The sequence below is a fragment of the Dyella telluris genome (assembly GCF_014297575.1).
Classification (GTDB): domain Bacteria; phylum Pseudomonadota; class Gammaproteobacteria; order Xanthomonadales; family Rhodanobacteraceae; genus Dyella; species Dyella telluris.
The window spans coordinates 1,569,954-1,588,270 of sequence record NZ_CP060412.1; the positions used below are offsets into that span (position 1 = coordinate 1,569,954).

General features: G+C 63.2%; 14 protein-coding genes, 1 tRNA gene and 2 rRNA genes. 1 reads left to right on the forward strand and 16 read right to left on the reverse strand.

Going from position 1 to position 18,317, the window contains the following annotated elements:
* Window positions 1-16: 16 nt before the first annotated feature.
* The 11 genes from lipA to H8F01_RS07255 form a co-directional block, all read right to left on the reverse strand.
* Window positions 17-1,015: a lipoyl synthase gene (lipA, locus tag H8F01_RS07205; protein ID WP_187058327.1), complete on the reverse strand. Its 999-nt coding sequence runs from the start codon at window positions 1,013-1,015 to the stop codon at window positions 17-19.
* Between the two features lie 10 nt (window positions 1,016-1,025).
* Window positions 1,026-1,694, reverse strand: coding sequence for a lipoyl(octanoyl) transferase LipB (gene lipB / locus H8F01_RS07210; protein WP_187058328.1), 669 nt, complete (start codon window positions 1,692-1,694; stop codon window positions 1,026-1,028).
* A gap of 134 nt (window positions 1,695-1,828) precedes the next feature.
* The gene (locus tag H8F01_RS07215; RefSeq protein WP_187058329.1) at window positions 1,829-2,119 is read right to left on the reverse strand and encodes a YbeD family protein; all 291 of its coding nucleotides are present in this window, start codon (window positions 2,117-2,119) and stop codon (window positions 1,829-1,831) included.
* A gap of 13 nt (window positions 2,120-2,132) precedes the next feature.
* On the reverse strand, window positions 2,133-3,365 hold the full coding sequence (locus H8F01_RS07220) for a D-alanyl-D-alanine carboxypeptidase family protein (protein WP_187058330.1): 1,233 nt from the start codon (window positions 3,363-3,365) through the stop codon (window positions 2,133-2,135).
* 58 nt (window positions 3,366-3,423) lie between these two features.
* Complete coding sequence (locus tag H8F01_RS07225) at window positions 3,424-4,377, reverse strand: septal ring lytic transglycosylase RlpA family protein (RefSeq protein ID WP_187058331.1); 954 nt, start codon at window positions 4,375-4,377, stop codon at window positions 3,424-3,426.
* Window positions 4,374-5,387: a lytic murein transglycosylase B gene (gene mltB, locus H8F01_RS07230; RefSeq protein ID WP_187058332.1), complete on the reverse strand. Its 1,014-nt coding sequence runs from the start codon at window positions 5,385-5,387 to the stop codon at window positions 4,374-4,376. The genes H8F01_RS07225 and mltB overlap by 4 nt, the downstream gene beginning before the upstream one ends.
* Window positions 5,388-5,531: 144 nt before the next feature.
* Complete coding sequence (gene rodA, locus H8F01_RS07235; RefSeq protein ID WP_187059198.1) at window positions 5,532-6,605, reverse strand: rod shape-determining protein RodA; 1,074 nt, start codon at window positions 6,603-6,605, stop codon at window positions 5,532-5,534.
* Between the two features lie 41 nt (window positions 6,606-6,646).
* A complete protein-coding gene (gene mrdA, locus H8F01_RS07240; protein ID WP_187058333.1) occupies window positions 6,647-8,677 on the reverse strand; it encodes a penicillin-binding protein 2 in 2,031 nt (676 codons plus the stop codon).
* Window positions 8,678-8,681: 4 nt separating this feature from the next.
* Window positions 8,682-9,167 (reverse strand): rod shape-determining protein MreD, encoded by a 486-nt coding sequence (gene mreD / locus H8F01_RS07245; RefSeq protein WP_187058334.1) that lies wholly within the window; start codon window positions 9,165-9,167, stop codon window positions 8,682-8,684.
* The gene (mreC, locus tag H8F01_RS07250; protein WP_187058335.1) at window positions 9,164-10,165 is read right to left on the reverse strand and encodes a rod shape-determining protein MreC; all 1,002 of its coding nucleotides are present in this window, start codon (window positions 10,163-10,165) and stop codon (window positions 9,164-9,166) included. The genes mreD and mreC overlap by 4 nt, the downstream gene beginning before the upstream one ends.
* A 25-nt stretch (window positions 10,166-10,190) precedes the next feature.
* Entirely contained in the window at window positions 10,191-11,237 is a 1,047-nt protein-coding gene (locus H8F01_RS07255) for a rod shape-determining protein (protein ID WP_019463564.1), read from the reverse strand.
* A 259-nt stretch (window positions 11,238-11,496) separates the two neighbouring features.
* Here H8F01_RS07255 and H8F01_RS07260 point away from each other — a divergent pair, with 259 nt between their 5' ends.
* Window positions 11,497-12,432 (forward strand): carbohydrate kinase family protein, encoded by a 936-nt coding sequence (locus tag H8F01_RS07260; protein WP_187058336.1) that lies wholly within the window; start codon window positions 11,497-11,499, stop codon window positions 12,430-12,432.
* Window positions 12,433-12,501: 69 nt separating this feature from the next.
* Here H8F01_RS07260 and glpK read toward each other — a convergent pair whose 3' ends face one another.
* From glpK to H8F01_RS07285, 5 genes are all read right to left on the reverse strand, one after another.
* Window positions 12,502-14,001: a glycerol kinase GlpK gene (gene glpK / locus H8F01_RS07265; protein WP_187058337.1), complete on the reverse strand. Its 1,500-nt coding sequence runs from the start codon at window positions 13,999-14,001 to the stop codon at window positions 12,502-12,504.
* Between the two features lie 81 nt (window positions 14,002-14,082).
* Window positions 14,083-14,643 carry a TIGR00645 family protein gene (locus H8F01_RS07270; RefSeq protein WP_425490082.1) on the reverse strand — a complete coding sequence of 187 codons (561 nt, stop codon included), beginning with the start codon at window positions 14,641-14,643 and terminating at the stop codon, window positions 14,083-14,085.
* A 241-nt stretch (window positions 14,644-14,884) separates the two neighbouring features.
* Window positions 14,885-14,997 (reverse strand): 5S ribosomal RNA (gene rrf / locus H8F01_RS07275).
* A gap of 126 nt (window positions 14,998-15,123) precedes the next feature.
* A 23S ribosomal RNA gene (locus H8F01_RS07280) occupies window positions 15,124-18,001 on the reverse strand.
* A 222-nt stretch (window positions 18,002-18,223) separates the two neighbouring features.
* Window positions 18,224-18,299, reverse strand: a tRNA-Ala gene (locus tag H8F01_RS07285).
* Window positions 18,300-18,317 lie beyond the last annotated feature (18 nt).

Below are 18,317 nucleotides of genomic sequence, written 5' to 3' on the forward strand. Positions count from 1 at the left end.
ATCTCTGTGAGCTCTCTTATGCGTGCTCGGTGACACCTGCGGCATGCGCCTGCAGGTCGGCGTGGTAGGACGAACGCACCAGCGGACCGGAGGCGACGTGATGGAAGCCCATCGCCTCACCGGCTTCACGCAGGTATTCGAATTCTTCCGGCGTCCAGTAGCGGATCACCGGATGGTGGTGCGGCGTGGGCTGCAGGTACTGGCCGATGGTGATCATGTCCACGTCGTGCGCGCGCAGGTCGCGCATGGTTTCCAGCACCTGCTCCATGGTCTCGCCCAGGCCGAGCATGATGCCGGACTTGGTGGGGACTTCCGGATGCTGCGCCTTGAAGCGCTTGAGCAGGTCCAGCGACCACTGGTAGTCGGCGCCCGGACGCACTTCGCGATACAGGTGCGGCACGGTTTCCAGGTTGTGGTTGAACACGTCCGGCGGGAATTCCTTCAGCACTTCCAGCGCGCGCTCCATGCGGCCCTTGCCGCGGAAGTCGGGCGTGAGGATCTCGATCTTGATGTCCGGCGCCGCATGACGCGTCGCGCGGATGCAGGCGGCGAAATGCTCGGCACCGCCGTCACGCAGGTCGTCGCGATCGACCGAGGTGATCACCACGTACTTCAGGCGCATGTCGCGGATGGTCTCGGCCAGGCGCGCCGGTTCCAGCGGATCGGGCGCGGCCGGGCGGCCATGCGCCACGTCGCAGAACGAGCAGCGGCGGGTGCACACTTCGCCCAGGATCATGAACGTGGCGGTGCCCTTGCTGAAGCACTCGTGGATGTTCGGGCAGGAGGCTTCCTCGCACACGGTGACCAGCGAGTTTTCGCGCAGGCGCGACTTCAGCTGCTGCACGGCGTTGCCCTGCGGCAGCCGCACGCGGATCCAGCTCGGCTTGCGCAGCGTGGGTACGTTGGTTTCGAAACCGGCACGATTCAGCCCGATCTTGTCGTTGCCCAGCTGCTTCTCGACGGGAGCGCCGACAACACTGATCGGGATGGCCTTGGAAGAAGAAATTTCGCTCATGTAGGCAAGCTCAGACCGCTACGCGAGCGGGTAGTTCAGGGAGGATGGGGGGCGCGGCCTCGGCGACGAAATCGAACTGGCGGCAGAACTCCTCCACCAGGGCGTCCTCGACGTCCGACAGGCTCGACGGACCGCCCAAGTCTAACACCTGCGTGACTTCCAAACCCTTGTAGCCACAAGGATTGATGCGGTGATAGGGCTCCAGGTCCATGTTCACGTTGAAGGCCAGTCCATGGAAGCTGCAGCCGCGACGCACGCGCAGGCCCAGCGCCGCCACCTTGGCGCCCGCCACGTAGACGCCCGGGGCGCCCTCCAGGCGGTCCGCGCCGATGTTCCAGTGCCCCAGGGTGTCGATGATGGCCTGCTCGATCTTGTGGACCAGCTCACGCACGCCCACGCCGGCTCGACGAAGGTCGACCATGGGGTAGGCCACGATCTGACCGGGGCCGTGGTAGGTCACCTGGCCACCGCGGTCGACGTGGATCACCGGGATGTCACCCGGCGCCAGCACGTGCTCGCTCTTGCCGGCCTGGCCAAGGGTGAAGACGGGATCGTGTTCCAGCAACCAGAGCTCGTCGGGCGTATCGGGGCCCCGGTTGTTGGTGAACTGGCTCATCGCCTCCCAAGTCGCCTCGTAAGGCTGGCGACCGAGACGACGGACTTTGAGCGGCAAGGACATGGGGGAATGGCCTGGGGATGGTGCTGATTATCTGCGGCCGTGAGACCGCCCTTGCAAGGGCTGGAAGTCACCGGGCAGCGGCGGGCACGGGCGGCCCGCCGGGATAACGGGGCGCCTGGGCGCCCCTGGCCGTCTCACAGCGTGTAGCGAATATCCGGATCGGCGCGCAGCAAGGCGTGCGCCTGGTCGTACTGCTCGCGGGTCTCGGCGCGGAAGCTCACCGTTACCGAGATGAAGTTGCCTTCGCGCGAATGACGGTGCTTCACCGTCTCATGCAGCACGTGCACGCCGATGCCTTCCAGGATCTGGGGCACGCGGGCCTTCAGGTCCGCGTTGGCGTTGCCCATGGCGGTGATTTCGAACTCGCCGGGAAACTGGAAACCCTGGCCTTCCTGCTGGGCTTCGATGGAATCGATATCGCGCATCAGTGCACCTCCGTCACTTCTTCTCGTCGGTCTTCTTGTCGCTGTGGAACCACAGCATGATGCTGTCCCACAGGCGACCGAAGAAGCCAGCCTGCGGCGCATCGGCAAGCGCGATCAGCGGTACATTCTGCACCGGCTGGCCGCCCAGCGTCAGACGCAGCGTGCCCACCTGCTGGCCCTTGGTGAACGGGGCGATCAGCGTGGCCGGGATATCCATGGTGGCCTGCAGCTTGTCGTAGTCGCCGCGCTTCACGGTGACCAGCACGTTGTCGGCCACGCCCAGCGGCAGCTGGTTGGACTGGCCCTTCCACAGCTTCGGCGTGGCCAGCGGCTTGTCGCCGTCATACAGCTTGTGCGTCTCATAGAAACGGAAACCGTAGTTCAACAGCGCCAGCGCGGCGTCGGCACGGGTCTTCTCGTTGGTCGAACCCATGACGATGGCGATCATGCGTGCGTCGCCCTGCTTGGCCGAGGCGGCCAGGCAGAAACCGGCGGCGGCGGTGTGGCCGGTCTTGATGCCGTCAACGGTGGGGTCGCGCCACAGCAGCAGGTTGCGGTTGTGCTGCTTGATGCCGTTCCACTCGAAGTCCTTGATCGCCGAGATCGCATAGTCCTCGGGGAAGTCATGGATCAGCGCACGCGAGAGAATGGCGATGTCACGCGCCGTGCTGTAGTGGTTGGCGATCGGGTAGCCCGAGGCGTTCTGGAAGTTGGTGTTGGTCATGCCAAGCTGCTTGGCATAGGCGTTCATCAGGCCGGCGAAGGCCTGTTCCGAACCGGCGGTGTGTTCGGCCAGTGCAATGGCGGCATCGTTGCCGGACTGGATGATCAGGCCGTACAGCAGGTCCTTCAGCGGCACCTGGCTGTTGAGCTTGAGGAAGCTGGTGGAGCCATCGGTGCCCGCACCGCCGCCACGCCATGCGTTCTCGCTGATGGTGACCGGGTCGGTCATGTGGACCTTGCCGTTGGCCACCTCGGCCGAGACCACGTAGTCGGTCATGATCTTGGTGATCGACGCCGGCTCCACGCGCAGGTCCGGCTCCTTCGATGCCAGTACCTGGCCGGTGGCGTAATCCATCAGCACCCACGCCTTGCCATCCACATCCGGCGGCGGCGGCACCGGCGCCTCGGGCGTGACCGGCCGCGGCACGGGAGCCGGCTTGGGCGGGGTCTGCTGGGCAACGGCCGTGCCGACGACCAGGGCGGCGACGGCAAGCGAAGAGAGGGTACGGCGGATCAGGTTCATCGTTCGGTTCGGTCCAATGGCTATCGCGACGCCGGGGCGCCGCAAGAATTTCAATACATCAGTCTACCGCGACCTGCGGTCGGGGCAGCCCCATATTCTCGATGCGCGATGTGACATCGTCGGCCTGGTCGACGCCTGCGAGCGGCCCCACGCGCACGCGCTGGATGTTGCGGCCGTTGATTTGGGCATTCACCACCTGTACCGGCGCAAAATTGGCGGAGCGCAACTGCTGCGCCACCCGCTCGGCATTGGTGGCGTCCGAGAATGCACCCACCTGGAGGTAAATTCCGGGCCCCGGGCTGGCGGGTTTGGGCGGCGGCGGTGGCGGCGGCAGGGTTTGCGCAGTCAATGGCTGCGAGGGATCGATGGCGCGCACTTCCACCAGCCCCGTGCCCTTGGGCCACACCCCGATGCGCACGGCGGCGGCATACGACAGGTCGATCACGCGGTTTTCGTGGAACGGGCCGCGATCGTTGATGCGCACGATCACGCTCTTGCCGTTTTCCAGGTTGGTCACGCGCGCATAGCTGGGAATGGGTAGCGTCTTGTGCGCGGCACTGAACTGGTACATGTCGTAGTCCTCGAGGCTCGAGGTCTTGTACCCGTGGAACTTGTTGCCGTAGAACGAGGCGATGCCGCGCTCCACGTAGCCATTGGGCGAGGCCAGCACGTTGTAGGTCTGGCCCAGCACGGTATAGGGCGACTTGTTGCCGTACAGCGCGCGCGGCTCCACCTTCGGCACCGGCTCGGGCAGCTTGGCGATGACTTCCGGCGGCGGCCCCTGGGGCACGCTGTCGCTGTCGTCCTTGTAGCGGCTACTCTGCGGGCGGCTCAAGTCGTCATTGATACCGCCGCGCGACGAGGACCCGCCGTTCGTGCCGGACCACTTGCCGCGCGACGAGGACGACGACGAACCCGTACTGGACCCGGACGTGGAGGGACGGGTCTTGCCGCCGCTGCAACCGGCCAGCAGCGCCATCAGCACGAGTGGCAGCGCAAGCCGCCACTTCATTGCGTGGCATCCATCCCGTTGGCCCCTTGCGCGATCGCTTGCGCCAGCTGGTGCACGGCCAGCGCGTACAGCGGACTGCGGTTGTAGGTGGTGATCACGTAGAAATTCTGGAAGGTGATCCAGTACTCCGTGCCATCGGGCCCCTGCAGCGACTGCAGGCTGCTGGGCTGGGCCGGATTGAGCGACTGCACGGGCGCATAGCCCCACGCTTCGAGCTGCTCCACCGGCCATTGGGTCTTGGAGTCCTTGACGGAAATGGGCCTGGCCGCGCCATCGGCGCGCGCCGGCGCGGCCACCGGGCCACCGGTCTGCCAGCCGTGCTTGGCGAAGTAGTTGGCGACGCTGGCGAAGATGTCCGGCAGCGAGTTCTTCAGATCAATGCGGCCATCGCCATCGGCGTCCACGCCAAAGTCGCGGATGCTGGAAGGCATGAACTGTCCCCAGCCTTGCGCACCGGCATACGAACCGGTGAGCGTGTCGACCGGGCCGGCGAGGTGGTTGTCGGGCAGTTCCAGCAGGGTCTTGAGCTGGTCGCGGAAGAACGTGGCGCGCGGCGGGTAGTACAGGCCCAGCGTGACCAGCGCGTCGAGCACCTTGTACTTGCCGGTGACCTTGCCGTACGAGGTTTCCACGCCGACGATGGCCACGATGTACTCGGGCGCCACGCCGTACTGCTTGCCGATGCTTTCCAGCAGCGCGCGATGCTCGCGATAGAACGCAATGCCATCGTTGATGCGCTTGGGCGTGATGAAGATCGGCCGGTAATCCTTCCACGGCTTCGCTTCGGCCGGGCGGCTGATCGCATCGAGGATGCTCTGCTGCTTCTGCGCACCATCCAGCAAGGCATTGAGCGAGGTGGTGCTCTTGCCGGTGTCGCGGGCCACTTCGGTGACCAGCTTGTCCTGTCCGGGATGGGTTTCCGCGAGAACCGGCATGCACGCCGTGGCGAAAAGAAGGCCCAGCGTGGCAACCAGGCGACGAGTCGGGAGCGACGCGGGAATCGAGGGCATGAATGACTTCGCTGTCGGAAATGCTACGGGGCTAGCCTAGCATGCGAGCAGGGAAAAGCCGGCGATTTCTCGCCGTGCATGCCACGCAGTGGGCGTGCGGGCCCCCTTATCAGGCACGGCCTGCATGGCCGGCCGGCGATGCGCTTACTTGTGGATCTTCCGGTTCGCGTAGATCGACATCAGCACGCCGAAGCCCGTCAGCAGCGAGACCGCCGAGGTACCGCCGTAACTGATCAGCGGCATCGGCACGCCCACCACCGGCAACATGCCGGCGACCATGCCGCCGTTGACGAACACGTAGACGAAGAAGCTCATGCCGATGGCACCGGCCAGCAGGCGCGAATACGTATCGCGCGCCTCCATGGCGATCCACAGGCAGCGGCCGATGATGAAGGCGTAGAGCAGCATCACGCCGATCACGCCGACCAGGCCGAACTCTTCGGAGAACACGGCAAAAATGAAGTCCGTGGTGTGCTCGGGCAGGAAGTCCAGGCGCGACTGCGTGCCGTGCTGCCAGCCCTTGCCGAACAGGCCGCCCGAACCCACGGCGATCTGCGACTGGATGATGTGCCAGCCGTTGCCCAGCGGATCGGATTCCGGATCCAGCAAGGTGCGCACGCGGTTGCGCTGGTACTCGTGCAGGAAGTGCCAGGCCACCGGCACCATGCCAGCCACGACGGCCAGCAAGCTGCCGATCTTCCACCAGCGCATGCCGGACAGGAACAGCGCGAACGCGCCGGCGGCGGAAACCAGCAAGGCGGTGCCCAGGTCCGGCTGCTCCGCGATCAGGCCCGCCGGAATGCCGATCAGGATGCCGACGACGAGAATGTCCTTCCAGCTCGGCGGCAGCTGCCGCGGATGCAGGTACCAGGCCACCATCATCGGCATGGTGAGCTTGAGCAGTTCGGAGGGCTGGAACGACATCACGCCCAGGTTCAACCAGCGCTTGGAGCCGCTGCGTACCTCACCGATGCCCGCCACCACCAGCAGCAGGAAAACGCTGGCCGCGAACAGCCACGGCGTCCAGGTGCGCAGGGTCTGCGGCGGAATGCGCGAGATGAGCAGCACCAGCACACCGCCCATGGCGAAGCGCGCGGCTTGGCCGCCGATCATGGCCATGTTGCCGCCGCTGGCGCTGTAAAGCGTCATCAGGCCCACGCCGGCGAGGGTCATCAGGCCCAGGGCCAGCGGAATGTCGATGCGCGGCCGCTTCGCCATGCGGCGCAGCAGGTGCACCAGACGATCCTGAAGCTCGTCGATCACGGGTTGCCTCCATCGTCAGGCGGTGTGGCGCTGGAGTTGTCGGCGGGCGCGGGCGGCATCACGGACATGTCGGCCGGTGAGAGCACCGGTGCATCCTCGGGCACCTCAGGCGAGTCAGGCGCGCTGGACGAGCCTGCCGGCGCACTTTCCGGGTTCTTCGACGGCACCGGACCACCGGTGGTCGCCAGCCACGCTTCCATTACCTTGCGTGCGATGGGGCCGGCATCCGCCGCACCCCAGGCGCCCGATTCCAGCATGGCGGCCACGGCGATGCGCGGGGCTTCGGTGGGCGTATAGGCAATGAACCAGGCGCGGTGACGCGCGGCCAGGTAGGCCAGGTTCTTGTTGGAGTCGTAGTCGTTGCTGCGGCGGGAGAAACGCTCCGCCGTACCGCTCTTGCCGGCCACGCGCAGCGGGAATCCCTTGAACACGCCGGCCTGCTGGGCCGTACCGCCCTGCCCGTACACCACCGCTTCCATGCCCTCGTTGACGACATTCCAGTCATTGGGCTTGCGGATCACGGACGGTCCCGAGGGTGGATTGGGCAGCAGCACCGGCCGTTCTTTCACGGCGGCCGTGGCCATGACCAGTCGCGGGGCGTACGGCGTGCCGTGACCGGCGAACGTGGCGGTGGCGTGGGCCAGCTGCAGCGCCGTGACAGTCCAGTAGCCCTGGCCGATACCGGCAATGATGGTTTCACCCTGGAACCACGGCATCTTGCTGCGCGACGCCTTCCACTCGCGCGACGGCAGGATGCCCTCGCCTTCGCCCAGCAGGTCGATGCCGGTTTTCTTGCCGAAACCCAGGCTGCCCATCCAGCTGGACAGGCGATCGATACCCATGTCCAGCGCGAGCTTGTAGAAATAGGTGTTGGTGGACAGCTGGATGGCGCGAACCATGTTCACCGTGCCGTTGCCGCCGCGCACGTCGTCGCGATAGCAGCGCTGCTGGCCGGCGATGCAGAACTCGCCGGTGGACAGCACCGTGTCTTCCGGGCGACGCACACCCAGCTCCAGGCCACCCAGTGCCAGGAACGGTTTCACCGTGGAACCCGGCGGGTAGGCGCTCTTCAGGGCGCGGTTGAGCAGCGGCTTGTCTTCGGCCGTCATGTAGCCGCTGTAGTCGGCCTTGCTGATGCCGTTGACGAACAGGTTCGGGTCGAAGCTCGGCACGCTGACCATGGCCAGCACCTGCCCGTTGCGCGGATCGATGGCCACGGATGAACCCGGGCGCCCCTCGAAGGCGTCGCTGGCCGCCCGCTGCACGCGCACGTCGATACTCAGATAGAGATTCTTGCCGGGTGTGGGGGCATGGGTTTCCAGCACGCGCTGCACGCGGCCGTCCGCGTTCACCTCGACCAGTTCGTAGCCGGGTTCGCCGTGCAGCATGTCTTCGTACGAGCGCTCCAGGCCGCTGCGTCCCACATGACTGGTGCCCTTGTAGCGGTCGGCGTCCAGCCGGGTCATGTCGTCCGCATCGATGCGGCTGACGTACCCCACCACGTGCGCGAACAACGGGCCGTACGGGTAGCGGCGGGTGAGGTACGGCACCACGTCCACGCCGGGGAAACGCCAGCGACTGATGGCGAAGCGGTCGATCTCATCTTCGGTGAGGTGCAGCTTCAGCGGCACGCTGTCGAAGCGGCGGTTCTGCCGGAGCTGCTTCTTGAAGGCTTCGATGTCGCCGTCGTCCAGCGGCACCACTTCGCGGATGGCCGAGAGCATGGCAGGCATGTCCTTCACCTGCTCGGGCACCACTTCCAGGCGGAAGGCCGGCACATTGTCGGCCAGCAGCACGCCGCTGCGATCGTAGATCAGGCCGCGCGCAGGCGGGATGGCGCGCGGCTTCACGCGATTGTTCTCGGAGCGCAGGGCGAACTCGCCGTGGCGCTGCACCTGCAGGTATTGATAGCGCGCCACCAGCACGCCCAGCCCGATCAGGATGAGCGCAAAGCCCACGAAGGCGCGCACACGGAACAGCGCGGCTTCACCGCGGGCATCCTTGATGGCGCGTCGGCGCAGTGCCATGGCGTTACTGGAGGCGCAGGCGCATGCGCAGGTCGTCCATGAGCAGGAACAGGAACGGCCACAACGCAGCGCCGACAAACGGCGAGATCCACCAAGTGGCCGGCGGCAACGCGTCACCCGCGAAGGTGCGCACGATCAGCAGCAGCACGCGGTCGTTGAGCAGCAGGGCCAGCACGGCCAGGGTCTGCTGCCACATGGGGAAGAAACGCAGGCGCGAGCGGAAGCGCAGCACGATGAACACCATGGCGCACAGGCGCATGGCCTGCTCGCCCAGCAGCACACCGTCGAGCAGGTCCGCGCACAGGCCAATGACAAAGGCCAGGCCCAGCGTGACGCGATCACCCGACTCCAGCGCCCAGTACAGCAGGAACAGCGCCGGCCAATACGGCTTGAACGGCTGCAGCGGCGCCGGCAGCGGAATCAGCATGGACAGCACGGCAAACACCAGCGTGCCCACGAACCACAACAGACTGACGCGGGGACGACTCATGGCTGCACCGCCGGGTTGCTGGTAGCTGCCGACGTGGAAGCGGCAGGCGCCACCGCCGCGCGGGCCGGCGACGCCACGCTGCCAGCCGGTGCCGGCGCCGGCGCCAGGTCGGCGGGCGGACCCGCCGGTACGGCAGGCTCCGGCGGACCCACCGGCTCGGCAAGGTCATGCAGCAGGAGCACGTTGTCGCTGCGATCCAGATCGGCCGCGGGACGCGCGCGCGCCTCCAGGAACATGCCCGAGCCGGCCGGCTCCACGCTCTGGATCTCGCCCACCGGGAAACCGGGCGGGAAACGCCCACCCAGGCCGGAGGTCAGCAGTTTGTCGCCGGGGTGTACATCGGCGGCCATGGAGATGTTCGGCAAGCTCAGCAGGTCGCCCTGACGCGTGCCGTAGGCCACGGTGCGAAAACCGGTGCGCTCGATCACCACCGGAATGGCGTGGTCGGGATCGGTCACCAGCATCACCAGCGAGGTACGCGGCATCACCTGCACCACCTGCCCCATCACGCCATGGGCATCGATCACCACCTGGCCCGGCTTCACGCCGTCATGGGAGCCCAGGTTGACCAGCAGGCGATGGCTGGACGAGCCCAGGTCCACGTCGATCACGCGGGCCAGCTGCACATTGAGGTCAAGGCTGTGCTGGGTGTCCAGCAGCTGCTTCAGGCGCTCGTTCTGCTCGGCCACGGCGGCCATGCGGTTGAGCTTGGCGTTGGCGAGCAGCAGGTCTTCGCGCAGCCGCTGGTTCTGCTCGGTGAGCGCCTTGCGGTCGGAGAAGGCCACGCTGAGGGTGCGCATGCCGGCGGCCGGAAGGCTGGCGAGCCGGTACACGGGCTCCACCAGCACCGAGGTGGTGTAACGCAGGCGCCAGATCCAGCCGTTGCGATGGTCAAGCACCATCAGCACCATGGCCAGCGCGAGATAGATGATGAGCCTGAGCGTGCCGGCAGCGGTGCCGGCAAACAGGGGCGAGGATTCCTCGCGCGCAAGCGCCATGAGTTACGCGCCCCCTGGTCGCAGCTTACTCGGGAGCGAAGAAGTCGCTGCCGTGCTGATCGATCAGCTCCAGCGCCTTGCCGCCACCACGGGCCACGCAGGTCAGCGGCTCGTCGGCCACCTGCACGTGCAGGCCGGTTTCCTCGGAAATCAGGCGATCCAGGTCACGCAGCAGGGCGCCGCCACCGGTGAGCACGATGCCGCGCTCGGCGACGTCGGAGCACAGTTCCGGCGGGGTCTGCTCGAGGGCCGACTTCACCGCGGCCACGATGCCCGACAGCGGCTCGTGCAGCGCTTCCAGCACCTCGTTGGAGTTGATGGTGAACATGCGCGGCACGCCCTCGGCGAGGTTGCGGCCGGAGATCTCGATCTCCTTCACGTCCGTCTGCGGGAACGCACAGCCGATTTCCAGCTTGATGCGCTCGGCCGTGGACTCACCGATCAGGGTGCCGTGGTTACGGCGCACGTAGTTGATGATGGCCTCGTCGAAACGGTCGCCACCCACGCGCACGGACTGCGAATAAACGATGCCGTTGAGCGAGATAACCGCCACTTCAGACGTGCCGCCGCCAATATCCAGCACCATGGAGCCACGCGCCTCGTGCACCGGGATACCGGCGCCGATCGCAGCGGCCATGGGCTCTTCGATCAGGAACACGTCACGGGCACCGGCGCCTTCGGCCGATTCCTTGATGGCGCGGCGCTCCACCTGGGTGGAGCCGCAGGGCACGCACACAAGCACGCGCGGGCTCGGGCGCAGCATGCGCGACTTGTGCACCTGCTTGATGAAGTGCTGCAGCATCGCCTCGGTCATCGAGAAGTTGGCGATCACGCCATCCTTCATCGGACGAACCGTAGCGATATTGCCGGGCGTACGCCCCAGCATCTTCTTGGCGTCGCTACCCACGGCGGCCACGGCACGCGGACCACCCGGGCCACGGTCCTGGCGGATGGCAACCACCGACGGTTCGTTCAGGACGATGCCCTGACCACGCACATAAATGAGCGTGTTGGCCGTGCCGAGGTCGATCGAAATGTCGTTGGAGAAAAATCCGCGAAACTTCTTGAACATGGGTCCGCCGCGCGCCGGCTGTGGCTAAAAAGTAAGCGCGCCAGTCTAGTCAGCATGCCCCGCAACCGCAAGGCCATTCTCGTTAAGAAAGCCTTTATTTATGCGGCCATAGGCGCGTTTTCAGCATTTCGCCCTTGTCCCGCCACAAGTGCAAAAGTCGCAGCCGGGGCCGGTTCCCGGTATGATCTGGAACTTTGAGCCAGACTGGTGCAAGCGCCGCCTGGACCGCCACCCATCTGCCAGGGAAACTCCTCGCATCATGTCTGCCGTCATCTGCGGATCGCTCGCCTACGACACCATCATGGTGTTCCAGGATCAGTTCAAGAACCACATCCTTCCGGATCAGGTTCATATCCTGAACGTGTCCTTCCTTGTGCCGGCCATGCGCCGCGAATTCGGCGGCTGCGCCGGCAATATCGCGTACAACCTGAAGCTGCTCGGCGCCGACCCGCTGCCGGTGGCCACGGTGGGCCAGGATTTCGGTCCGTACAAGCTGCACCTGGAAAAGTGCGGCATCCGCATGGACTACGTGCGCGTGTTCGACGACCAGTTCACACCGCAGTGCTTCATCACCACTGACCTGGACAACAACCAGATCACCGCCTTCCATCCGGGCGCCATGCTCAGCGCGCACACCAACCACGTGCGCGACATCCCGGAGATCAGCTTCGCCATCGTGGCGCCGGACAGCCGCGACGCCATGTTGCAGCACGTCGATGAGTTCGCCGCGCGCGGCGTGCCCTTCATCTTCGACCCGGGCCAGGCCATGCCGCTGTTCGACGGCGCCGAGTTCCGCTCGATGATCGAGAAGGCCACCTACGTCATCGTCAACGACTACGAGTCGCAGCTGCTGCAGCAGCGCACCGGCTGGAACGCGCAGGAAATCGCTTCGCGCGTGAAAGCGTACATCGTGACGCTCGGCCCGCGCGGTTCGCAGATCTACACCGACGGCACCGTCCACGAGATTCCGCCGGCACGCGAACGCCAGGTGGTGGATCCGACCGGTTGCGGCGACGCGTACCGTGCCGGCCTCATCTTCGGCATCATGAAGGGCAAGGACTGGCCGACCGTGGGCCGCATGGCCTCGCTGATGGGCGCACTCAAGGTGGAGCACCCGGGCACGCAGAACCAACACTTCGATTACGCGCAGTTTTCCGCGGAATTCAAGGATCAGTTCGGCTACGGCATCGACTGAAGATAGCCGTCCAAACGGCCATTCATTGGCCTATTCAGCAAGGCCTCCCCTGCGGAGGCCTTGTTCGTTTCAGCCCACGCGAAAGCCCATGGTGGCGTTCACGGCATCCTGCCAGCCGCGGTAGAGCCGATCCCGTTCGGCCTCCTGCATCACCGGCGCAAAGCGGCGATCCACCTGCCAAAGCCCGGCGATTTCCTCGCAGTTTTCCCAGAAACCGACGGCCAGGCCCGCCAGATACGCGGCACCCAACGCCGTGGTTTCCTGCACGCGTGGACGTAGTACGGGAACGCCCAGCATGTCGCTCTGGAACTGCGCCATGAAATCGTTGGCGATGGCACCACCATCGGCGCGAAGCTCCTTCAGGGCAATGCCCGCATCCGCTTCCATCGCGGTGAGCACATCGCGCGACTGATAGGCCATCGACTCGAGCGCGGCGCGCACGAAGTGCTCTTTGCTCGTTCCGCGGCTCAGGCCAAATACCGCGCCACGTACGTCGCTACGCCAGTAGGGCGCGCCCAATCCCACGAATGCCGGCACCACGTAGACGCCTTCGCTGGAGGCGACCCGCTCGGCATAGGCCTGCGAATCCGCCGCTTTACCCAGCATGCGCAGGCCATCGCGCAGCCACTGGATGACCGAACCGGCGACGAAGATGCTGCCTTCGAGGGCGTAGTCCACGCGATCGCCAAGTTGCCACGCAATGGTGGTGAGAAGACCATGCTTGGACGGCACGACCTGCTCACCGGTGTGCATCAACATGAAGCAACCGGTGCCATAGGTGTTCTTGGCCATGCCCTGGCTGAAGCACGCCTGCCCGAACAAGGCCGCCTGCTGGTCACCGGCCACGCCGGCGATGGGCACACTCGCGCCGAAGAACTGCGCAGGCGCCGTATGTGCGTAGATCTCGCTGTTGGAACGTACTTCCGGCAGCATGGCGCGCGGAATATCCAGCATGGCGAGCAAGTCGTCGTCCCAGCAGCGCCGATGGATATCAAAGAGCAAGGTGCGCGCCGCATTGCTTACATCGGTGACATGCACCGCGCCGCCGCTCAGGTTCCAGATCAGCCAGCTGTCGACGGTGCCGAACAGCAGCTCGCCGCGTTCGGCGCGCGCCTGGGCACCTTCGACATGATCCAGGATCCAGCGCAGCTTGGTCGCCGAGAAGTAGGCGTCGATGAGCAGGCCCGTGCGCTCGCGCACCAGGGATTCATGCCCCTGCCGCCGCAGCTGCTCGCAGATATCCATGCTCTGGCGCGATTGCCAGACGATGGCGTTGTGGATGGGCTGGCCCGTGGCGCGATCCCACACGACGGTGGTTTCGCGCTGGTTGGTGATACCGATGGCTGCGATGTCGCTGAGCTCTACCTGCGTATTGGCCAGCAACTCGGTAACGGTGACCAGCACGCTCGTGAGTATGTCGCGCGGGTTGTGCTCCACCCAGCCCGGCTGCGGGAAGATCTGTGCGAATTCACGCTGTGCCAGGCCAACCACAGAACCGGAATGGTCAAACAGGACCGCCCGCGAGCTGGTCGTTCCCTGATCCAGGGCAAGGATGTAACGCTGCTTCACGCTCGCCTGCTCCTGCATCGGCCCAATAGCGCGTCAAGCGTAACAACAAAGGCCCCGTTTGCACGGGGCCTTTTCCTGTCATCAGTGCGCCGGTTTGTCGCCGGGCTGCATGATGCGATCGATATACGCCAGGGCCAGCGCCGACACCACGAACGCCAGGTGCAGCAGAACCTGCCACTTGATCGTTTCCGGATCCAGCGAGGCGGCCTTGATGAAGGTGGCCAGCAGGTGGATCGAGGAGATACCGATAATCGCCATGGCCAGCTTCACCTTCAGCACCGTCGCGTTCACGTGCGACAGCCATTCCGGCTGGTCGGGGTGCCCATCCAGCCTCAGGCGTGAAACGAAGGTTTCGTAGCCGCCGACAATCACCATCACCAGCAGGTTGGAGATCATCACCACGTCGATAAGACCCAGCACGGTCAACATGATGGTGGTTTCGGCACTTTCGGTGGTGCCCGGCGCCACATGCCCGAACAAGGTGGCGTCAACGAGATGCCAGAGCTCGCGCACGAACTGCACGACGTAGATCGCCTGGGCGACGATCAGGCCCAGATAAAGCGGCAACTGCAGCCAACGGGAAGAAAAGATCAGGTAGGGAAGCGGACCAAGGCGGCTCTTTGGGGGAGTCGTCATACACATCACATCGTCAGATTACGGCTAACGATCATCGCAAATTATTGCGATCAAGGGTATGGGACCGCCTGTGGTGGTTCAGGGGCGCGCAGTCTTGGGGCTGACAGCAAAACTCCATCGTGCGCTGGCGTTTGGACGGCCAAACGGAGTCTCTTGAAACCCAAACCTGGTGCCGCACCGGGCGAAACTTTCCTTTCGCGCAAAGACAAACGCCTTCCCGGATGGGAAGGCGTTTGAGGGATAAAGCCCCTGGCGGTGACCTACTCTTGCATGAGGATTCACACTACCATCGGCGCAGCTGCGTTTCACTTCCGAGTTCGGGATGGGATCGGGTGGGACCACAGCGCTATAGCCGCCAGGGAAAGGGTGGGAACAGCGCAGTTGATGCGCCAGTTCCGCAGAGGGTGTAAACGAGTGACAAGCGATTTGGGCGAATTCGTCCGAGATGGTTCGTTGAGCAATGCTCACGAAGCGTCTTGGGGTTATATGGTCAAGCCTCACGGCTCATTAGTACACGTAAGCTCAATGCATTGCTGCACTTCCACACCGTGCCTATCAACCACCTAGTCTTGATGGTGCCTTAAGGAGACTCGAAGTCTCGGGAGATCTCATCTTGAGGCGCGCTTCCCGCTTAGATGCTTTCAGCGGTTATCGCTTCCGTTCGTAGCTACCGGGCAATGCCATGGGCATGACAACCCGAACACCAGCGGAACGTCCACTCCGGTCCTCTCGTACTAGGAGCAGCCCCTCTCAAATCTCCAACGCCCACGACAGATAGGGACCGAACTGTCTCACGACGTTCTGAACCCAGCTCGCGTACCACTTTAAATGGCGAACAGCCATACCCTTGGGACCGGCTACAGCCCCAGGATGTGATGAGCCGACATCGAGGTGCCAAACACCGCCGTCGATATGAACTCTTGGGCGGTATCAGCCTGTTATCCCCGGAGTACCTTTTATCCGTTGAGCGATGGCCCTTCCATACAGAACCACCGGATCACTAAGACCTACTTTCGTACCTGCTTGATCCGTCGATCTCGCAGTCAAGCACGCTTATGCCTTTGCACACAGTGCGCGATGTCCGACCGCGCTGAGCGTACCTTCGTGCTCCTCCGTTACTCTTTGGGAGGAGACCGCCCCAGTCAAACTACCCACCACACACGGTCCCTGATCCGGATAACGGACCTAGGTTAGAACGTCAAGCACTTCAGGGTGGTATTTCAAGGATGGCTCCACCGAAACTAGCGTCTCGGTTTCATAGCCTCCCACCTATCCTACACAGAAGAACTCAACGTTCAGTGTGAAGCTGTAGTAAAGGTTCACGGGGTCTTTCCGTCTTGCCGCGGGAACGCTGCATCTTCACAGCGATTTCAATTTCACTGAGTCTCGGGTGGAGACAGCGCCGCTGTCGTTACGCCATTCGTGCAGGTCGGAACTTACCCGACAAGGAATTTCGCTACCTTAGGACCGTTATAGTTACGGCCGCCGTTTACTGGGGCTTCGATCAAGAGCTTCGCCTTGCGGCTGACCCCATCAATTAACCTTCCAGCACCGGGCAGGCGTCACACCCTATACGTCCACTTTCGTGTTTGCAGAGTGCTGTGTTTTTGATAAACAGTCGCAGCGGCCAGGTTACTGCGACCCTCTAGCGCTCAGTCACGCACGTGACCACGCCGGAGGGCGCACCTTCTCCCGAAGTTACGGTGCCATTTTGCCTAGTTCCTTCACCCGAGTTCTCTCAAGCGCCTTGGGATTCTCACCCTGCCTACCAGTGTCGGTTTACGGTACGGTTTCTCTGTAGCTGAAGCTTAGTGGCTTTTCCTGGAAGCGTAGTATCAGTCACTTCGTCCAATAGGACTCGTCTCGGTGCTCGGCATAAAGAGGGCCGGATTTGCCTAACCCTCATGCCTACCGCCTTTCCCCGGGACAACCAACGCCCGGTAGACCTAACTTTCTCCGTCCCCACATCGCACTACAGACAAGTGCTGGAATATTAACCAGCTTCCCATCGACTACGCATTTCTGCCTCGCCTTAGGGCCGACTCACCCTGCGCCGATGAACGTTGCGCGAGGAAACCTTGGGCTTTCGGCGTGGGGGCTTTTCACCCCCATTATCGTTACTCATGTCAGCATTCGCACTTCCGATACCTCCAGCAAGCTTCTCAACTCACCTTCACAGGCTTACGGAACGCTCCTCTACCGCGCACACAAAGTGTGCACCCCGAGCTTCGGTGTATAGCTTAGCCCCGTTAAATCTTCCGCGCAGACCGACTCGACCAGTGAGCTATTACGCTTTCTTTAAAGGGTGGCTGCTTCTAAGCCAACCTCCTGGCTGTCTATGCCTTTTCACATCGTTTTCCACTTAGCTATAACTTTGGGACCTTAGCTGCGGGTCTGGGTTGTTTCCCTTTTCACGACGGACGTTAGCACCCGCCGTGTGTCTCCCGTACATTCTGTCCTGGTATTCGGAGTTTGCCATGGTTTACTAAGCCGCGATGGCCCGCTAGCCATAACAGTGCTCTACCCCCAGGAAGATTCATACGAGGCGCTACCTAAATAGCTTTCGAGGAGAACCAGCTATCTCCGAGTTTGTTTAGCCTTTCACTCCTATCCTCAGCTCATCCCCATCTATTGCAACAGATGTGGGTTCGGTCCTCCAGTGCGTGTTACCGCACCTTCAACCTGGCCAAGGATAGATCACTCGGTTTCGGGTCTACTGCCAGAGACTATGCGCCCTATTCAGACTCGGTTTCCCTTCGCCTCCCCTATACGGTTAAGCTTGCCACTGACAGTAAGTCGCTGACCCATTATACAAAAGGTACGCAGTCACCCTTGCGGGCTTCCACTGCTTGTACGTATACGGTTTCAGGGTCTATTTCACTCCCCTCTCCGGGGTTCTTTTCGCCTTTCCCTCACGGTACTTGTTCGCTATCGGTCAGTCAGGAGTATTTAGCCTTGGAGGATGGTCCCCCCATGTTCAGACAGGGTTTCTCGTGCCCCGCCTTACTCAATTTCATCTCTAATGCCCTTTCGCCTACGGGGCTATCACCCGCTATGGCCGGCCTTTCCAAACCGTTCGGCTAAAACACTAGAGACTTTTGGGCTAGTCCGCGTTCGCTCGTCGCTACTGACGGAATCTCGGTTGATTTCTTTTCCTCCGGGTACTTAGATATTTCAGTTCCCCGGGTTCGCCCTGCAAGACTATGTATTCATCTTGCAGTACTCCTTGCGGAGTGGGTTTCCCCATTCGGACATTGCCGGATCAAAGCTTGTTGCCAGCTCCCCGACACTTTTCGCAGGCTGCCACGTCCTTCATCGCCTCTGACTGCCAAGGCATCCACCGTATACGCTTGGTCGCTTGACCATATAACCCCAAGTCGCCTCGGGGCCGATACCGCATCACTTACGAGGTGATACGAATCGATGTCCAAACAACGCGTTCGCTTAATTGCCTCAACGACACATCTCGGTTCGGTTTCGAACCAAAACGCTTGTCACTCGTTTACATTTTTTCAAAGAACACAACGTCGGCCACAATGCCGGGTTGTTTCAAAATAATCTATGTGTGCGCTACACATCCGTAAAGTGGTGGAGCCAGTCAGGATCGAACTGACGACCCCCTGCTTGCAAAGCAGGTGCTCTCCCAGCTGAGCTATGGCCCCAGGTGCTTCCATCAAACG

What these genes read in the sequence shown, in the direction of transcription:
- H8F01_RS07270 (WP_425490082.1), bottom strand. Translation starts at nt 14,643, where the DNA reads ATGTGTATGACGACTCCCCCAAAGAGCCGCCTTGGTCCGCTTCCCTAC.
- mrdA (WP_187058333.1), bottom strand. Translation starts at nt 8,677, where the DNA reads ATGGCACTGCGCCGACGCGCCATCAAGGATGCCCGCGGTGAAGCCGCG.
- H8F01_RS07215 (WP_187058329.1), bottom strand. Translation starts at nt 2,119, where the DNA reads ATGCGCGATATCGATTCCATCGAAGCCCAGCAGGAAGGCCAGGGTTTC.
- rodA (WP_187059198.1), bottom strand. Translation starts at nt 6,605, where the DNA reads ATGGCGAAGCGGCCGCGCATCGACATTCCGCTGGCCCTGGGCCTGATG.
- H8F01_RS07225 (WP_187058331.1), bottom strand. Translation starts at nt 4,377, where the DNA reads ATGAAGTGGCGGCTTGCGCTGCCACTCGTGCTGATGGCGCTGCTGGCC.
- mreD (WP_187058334.1), bottom strand. Translation starts at nt 9,167, where the DNA reads ATGAGTCGTCCCCGCGTCAGTCTGTTGTGGTTCGTGGGCACGCTGGTG.
- H8F01_RS07255 (WP_019463564.1), bottom strand. Translation starts at nt 11,237, where the DNA reads ATGTTCAAGAAGTTTCGCGGATTTTTCTCCAACGACATTTCGATCGAC.
- mreC (WP_187058335.1), bottom strand. Translation starts at nt 10,165, where the DNA reads ATGGCGCTTGCGCGCGAGGAATCCTCGCCCCTGTTTGCCGGCACCGCT.
- lipA (WP_187058327.1), bottom strand. Translation starts at nt 1,015, where the DNA reads ATGAGCGAAATTTCTTCTTCCAAGGCCATCCCGATCAGTGTTGTCGGC.
- lipB (WP_187058328.1), bottom strand. Translation starts at nt 1,694, where the DNA reads ATGTCCTTGCCGCTCAAAGTCCGTCGTCTCGGTCGCCAGCCTTACGAG.
- mltB (WP_187058332.1), bottom strand. Translation starts at nt 5,387, where the DNA reads ATGCCCTCGATTCCCGCGTCGCTCCCGACTCGTCGCCTGGTTGCCACG.
- H8F01_RS07260 (WP_187058336.1), top strand. Translation starts at nt 11,497, where the DNA reads ATGTCTGCCGTCATCTGCGGATCGCTCGCCTACGACACCATCATGGTG.
- H8F01_RS07220 (WP_187058330.1), bottom strand. Translation starts at nt 3,365, where the DNA reads ATGAACCTGATCCGCCGTACCCTCTCTTCGCTTGCCGTCGCCGCCCTG.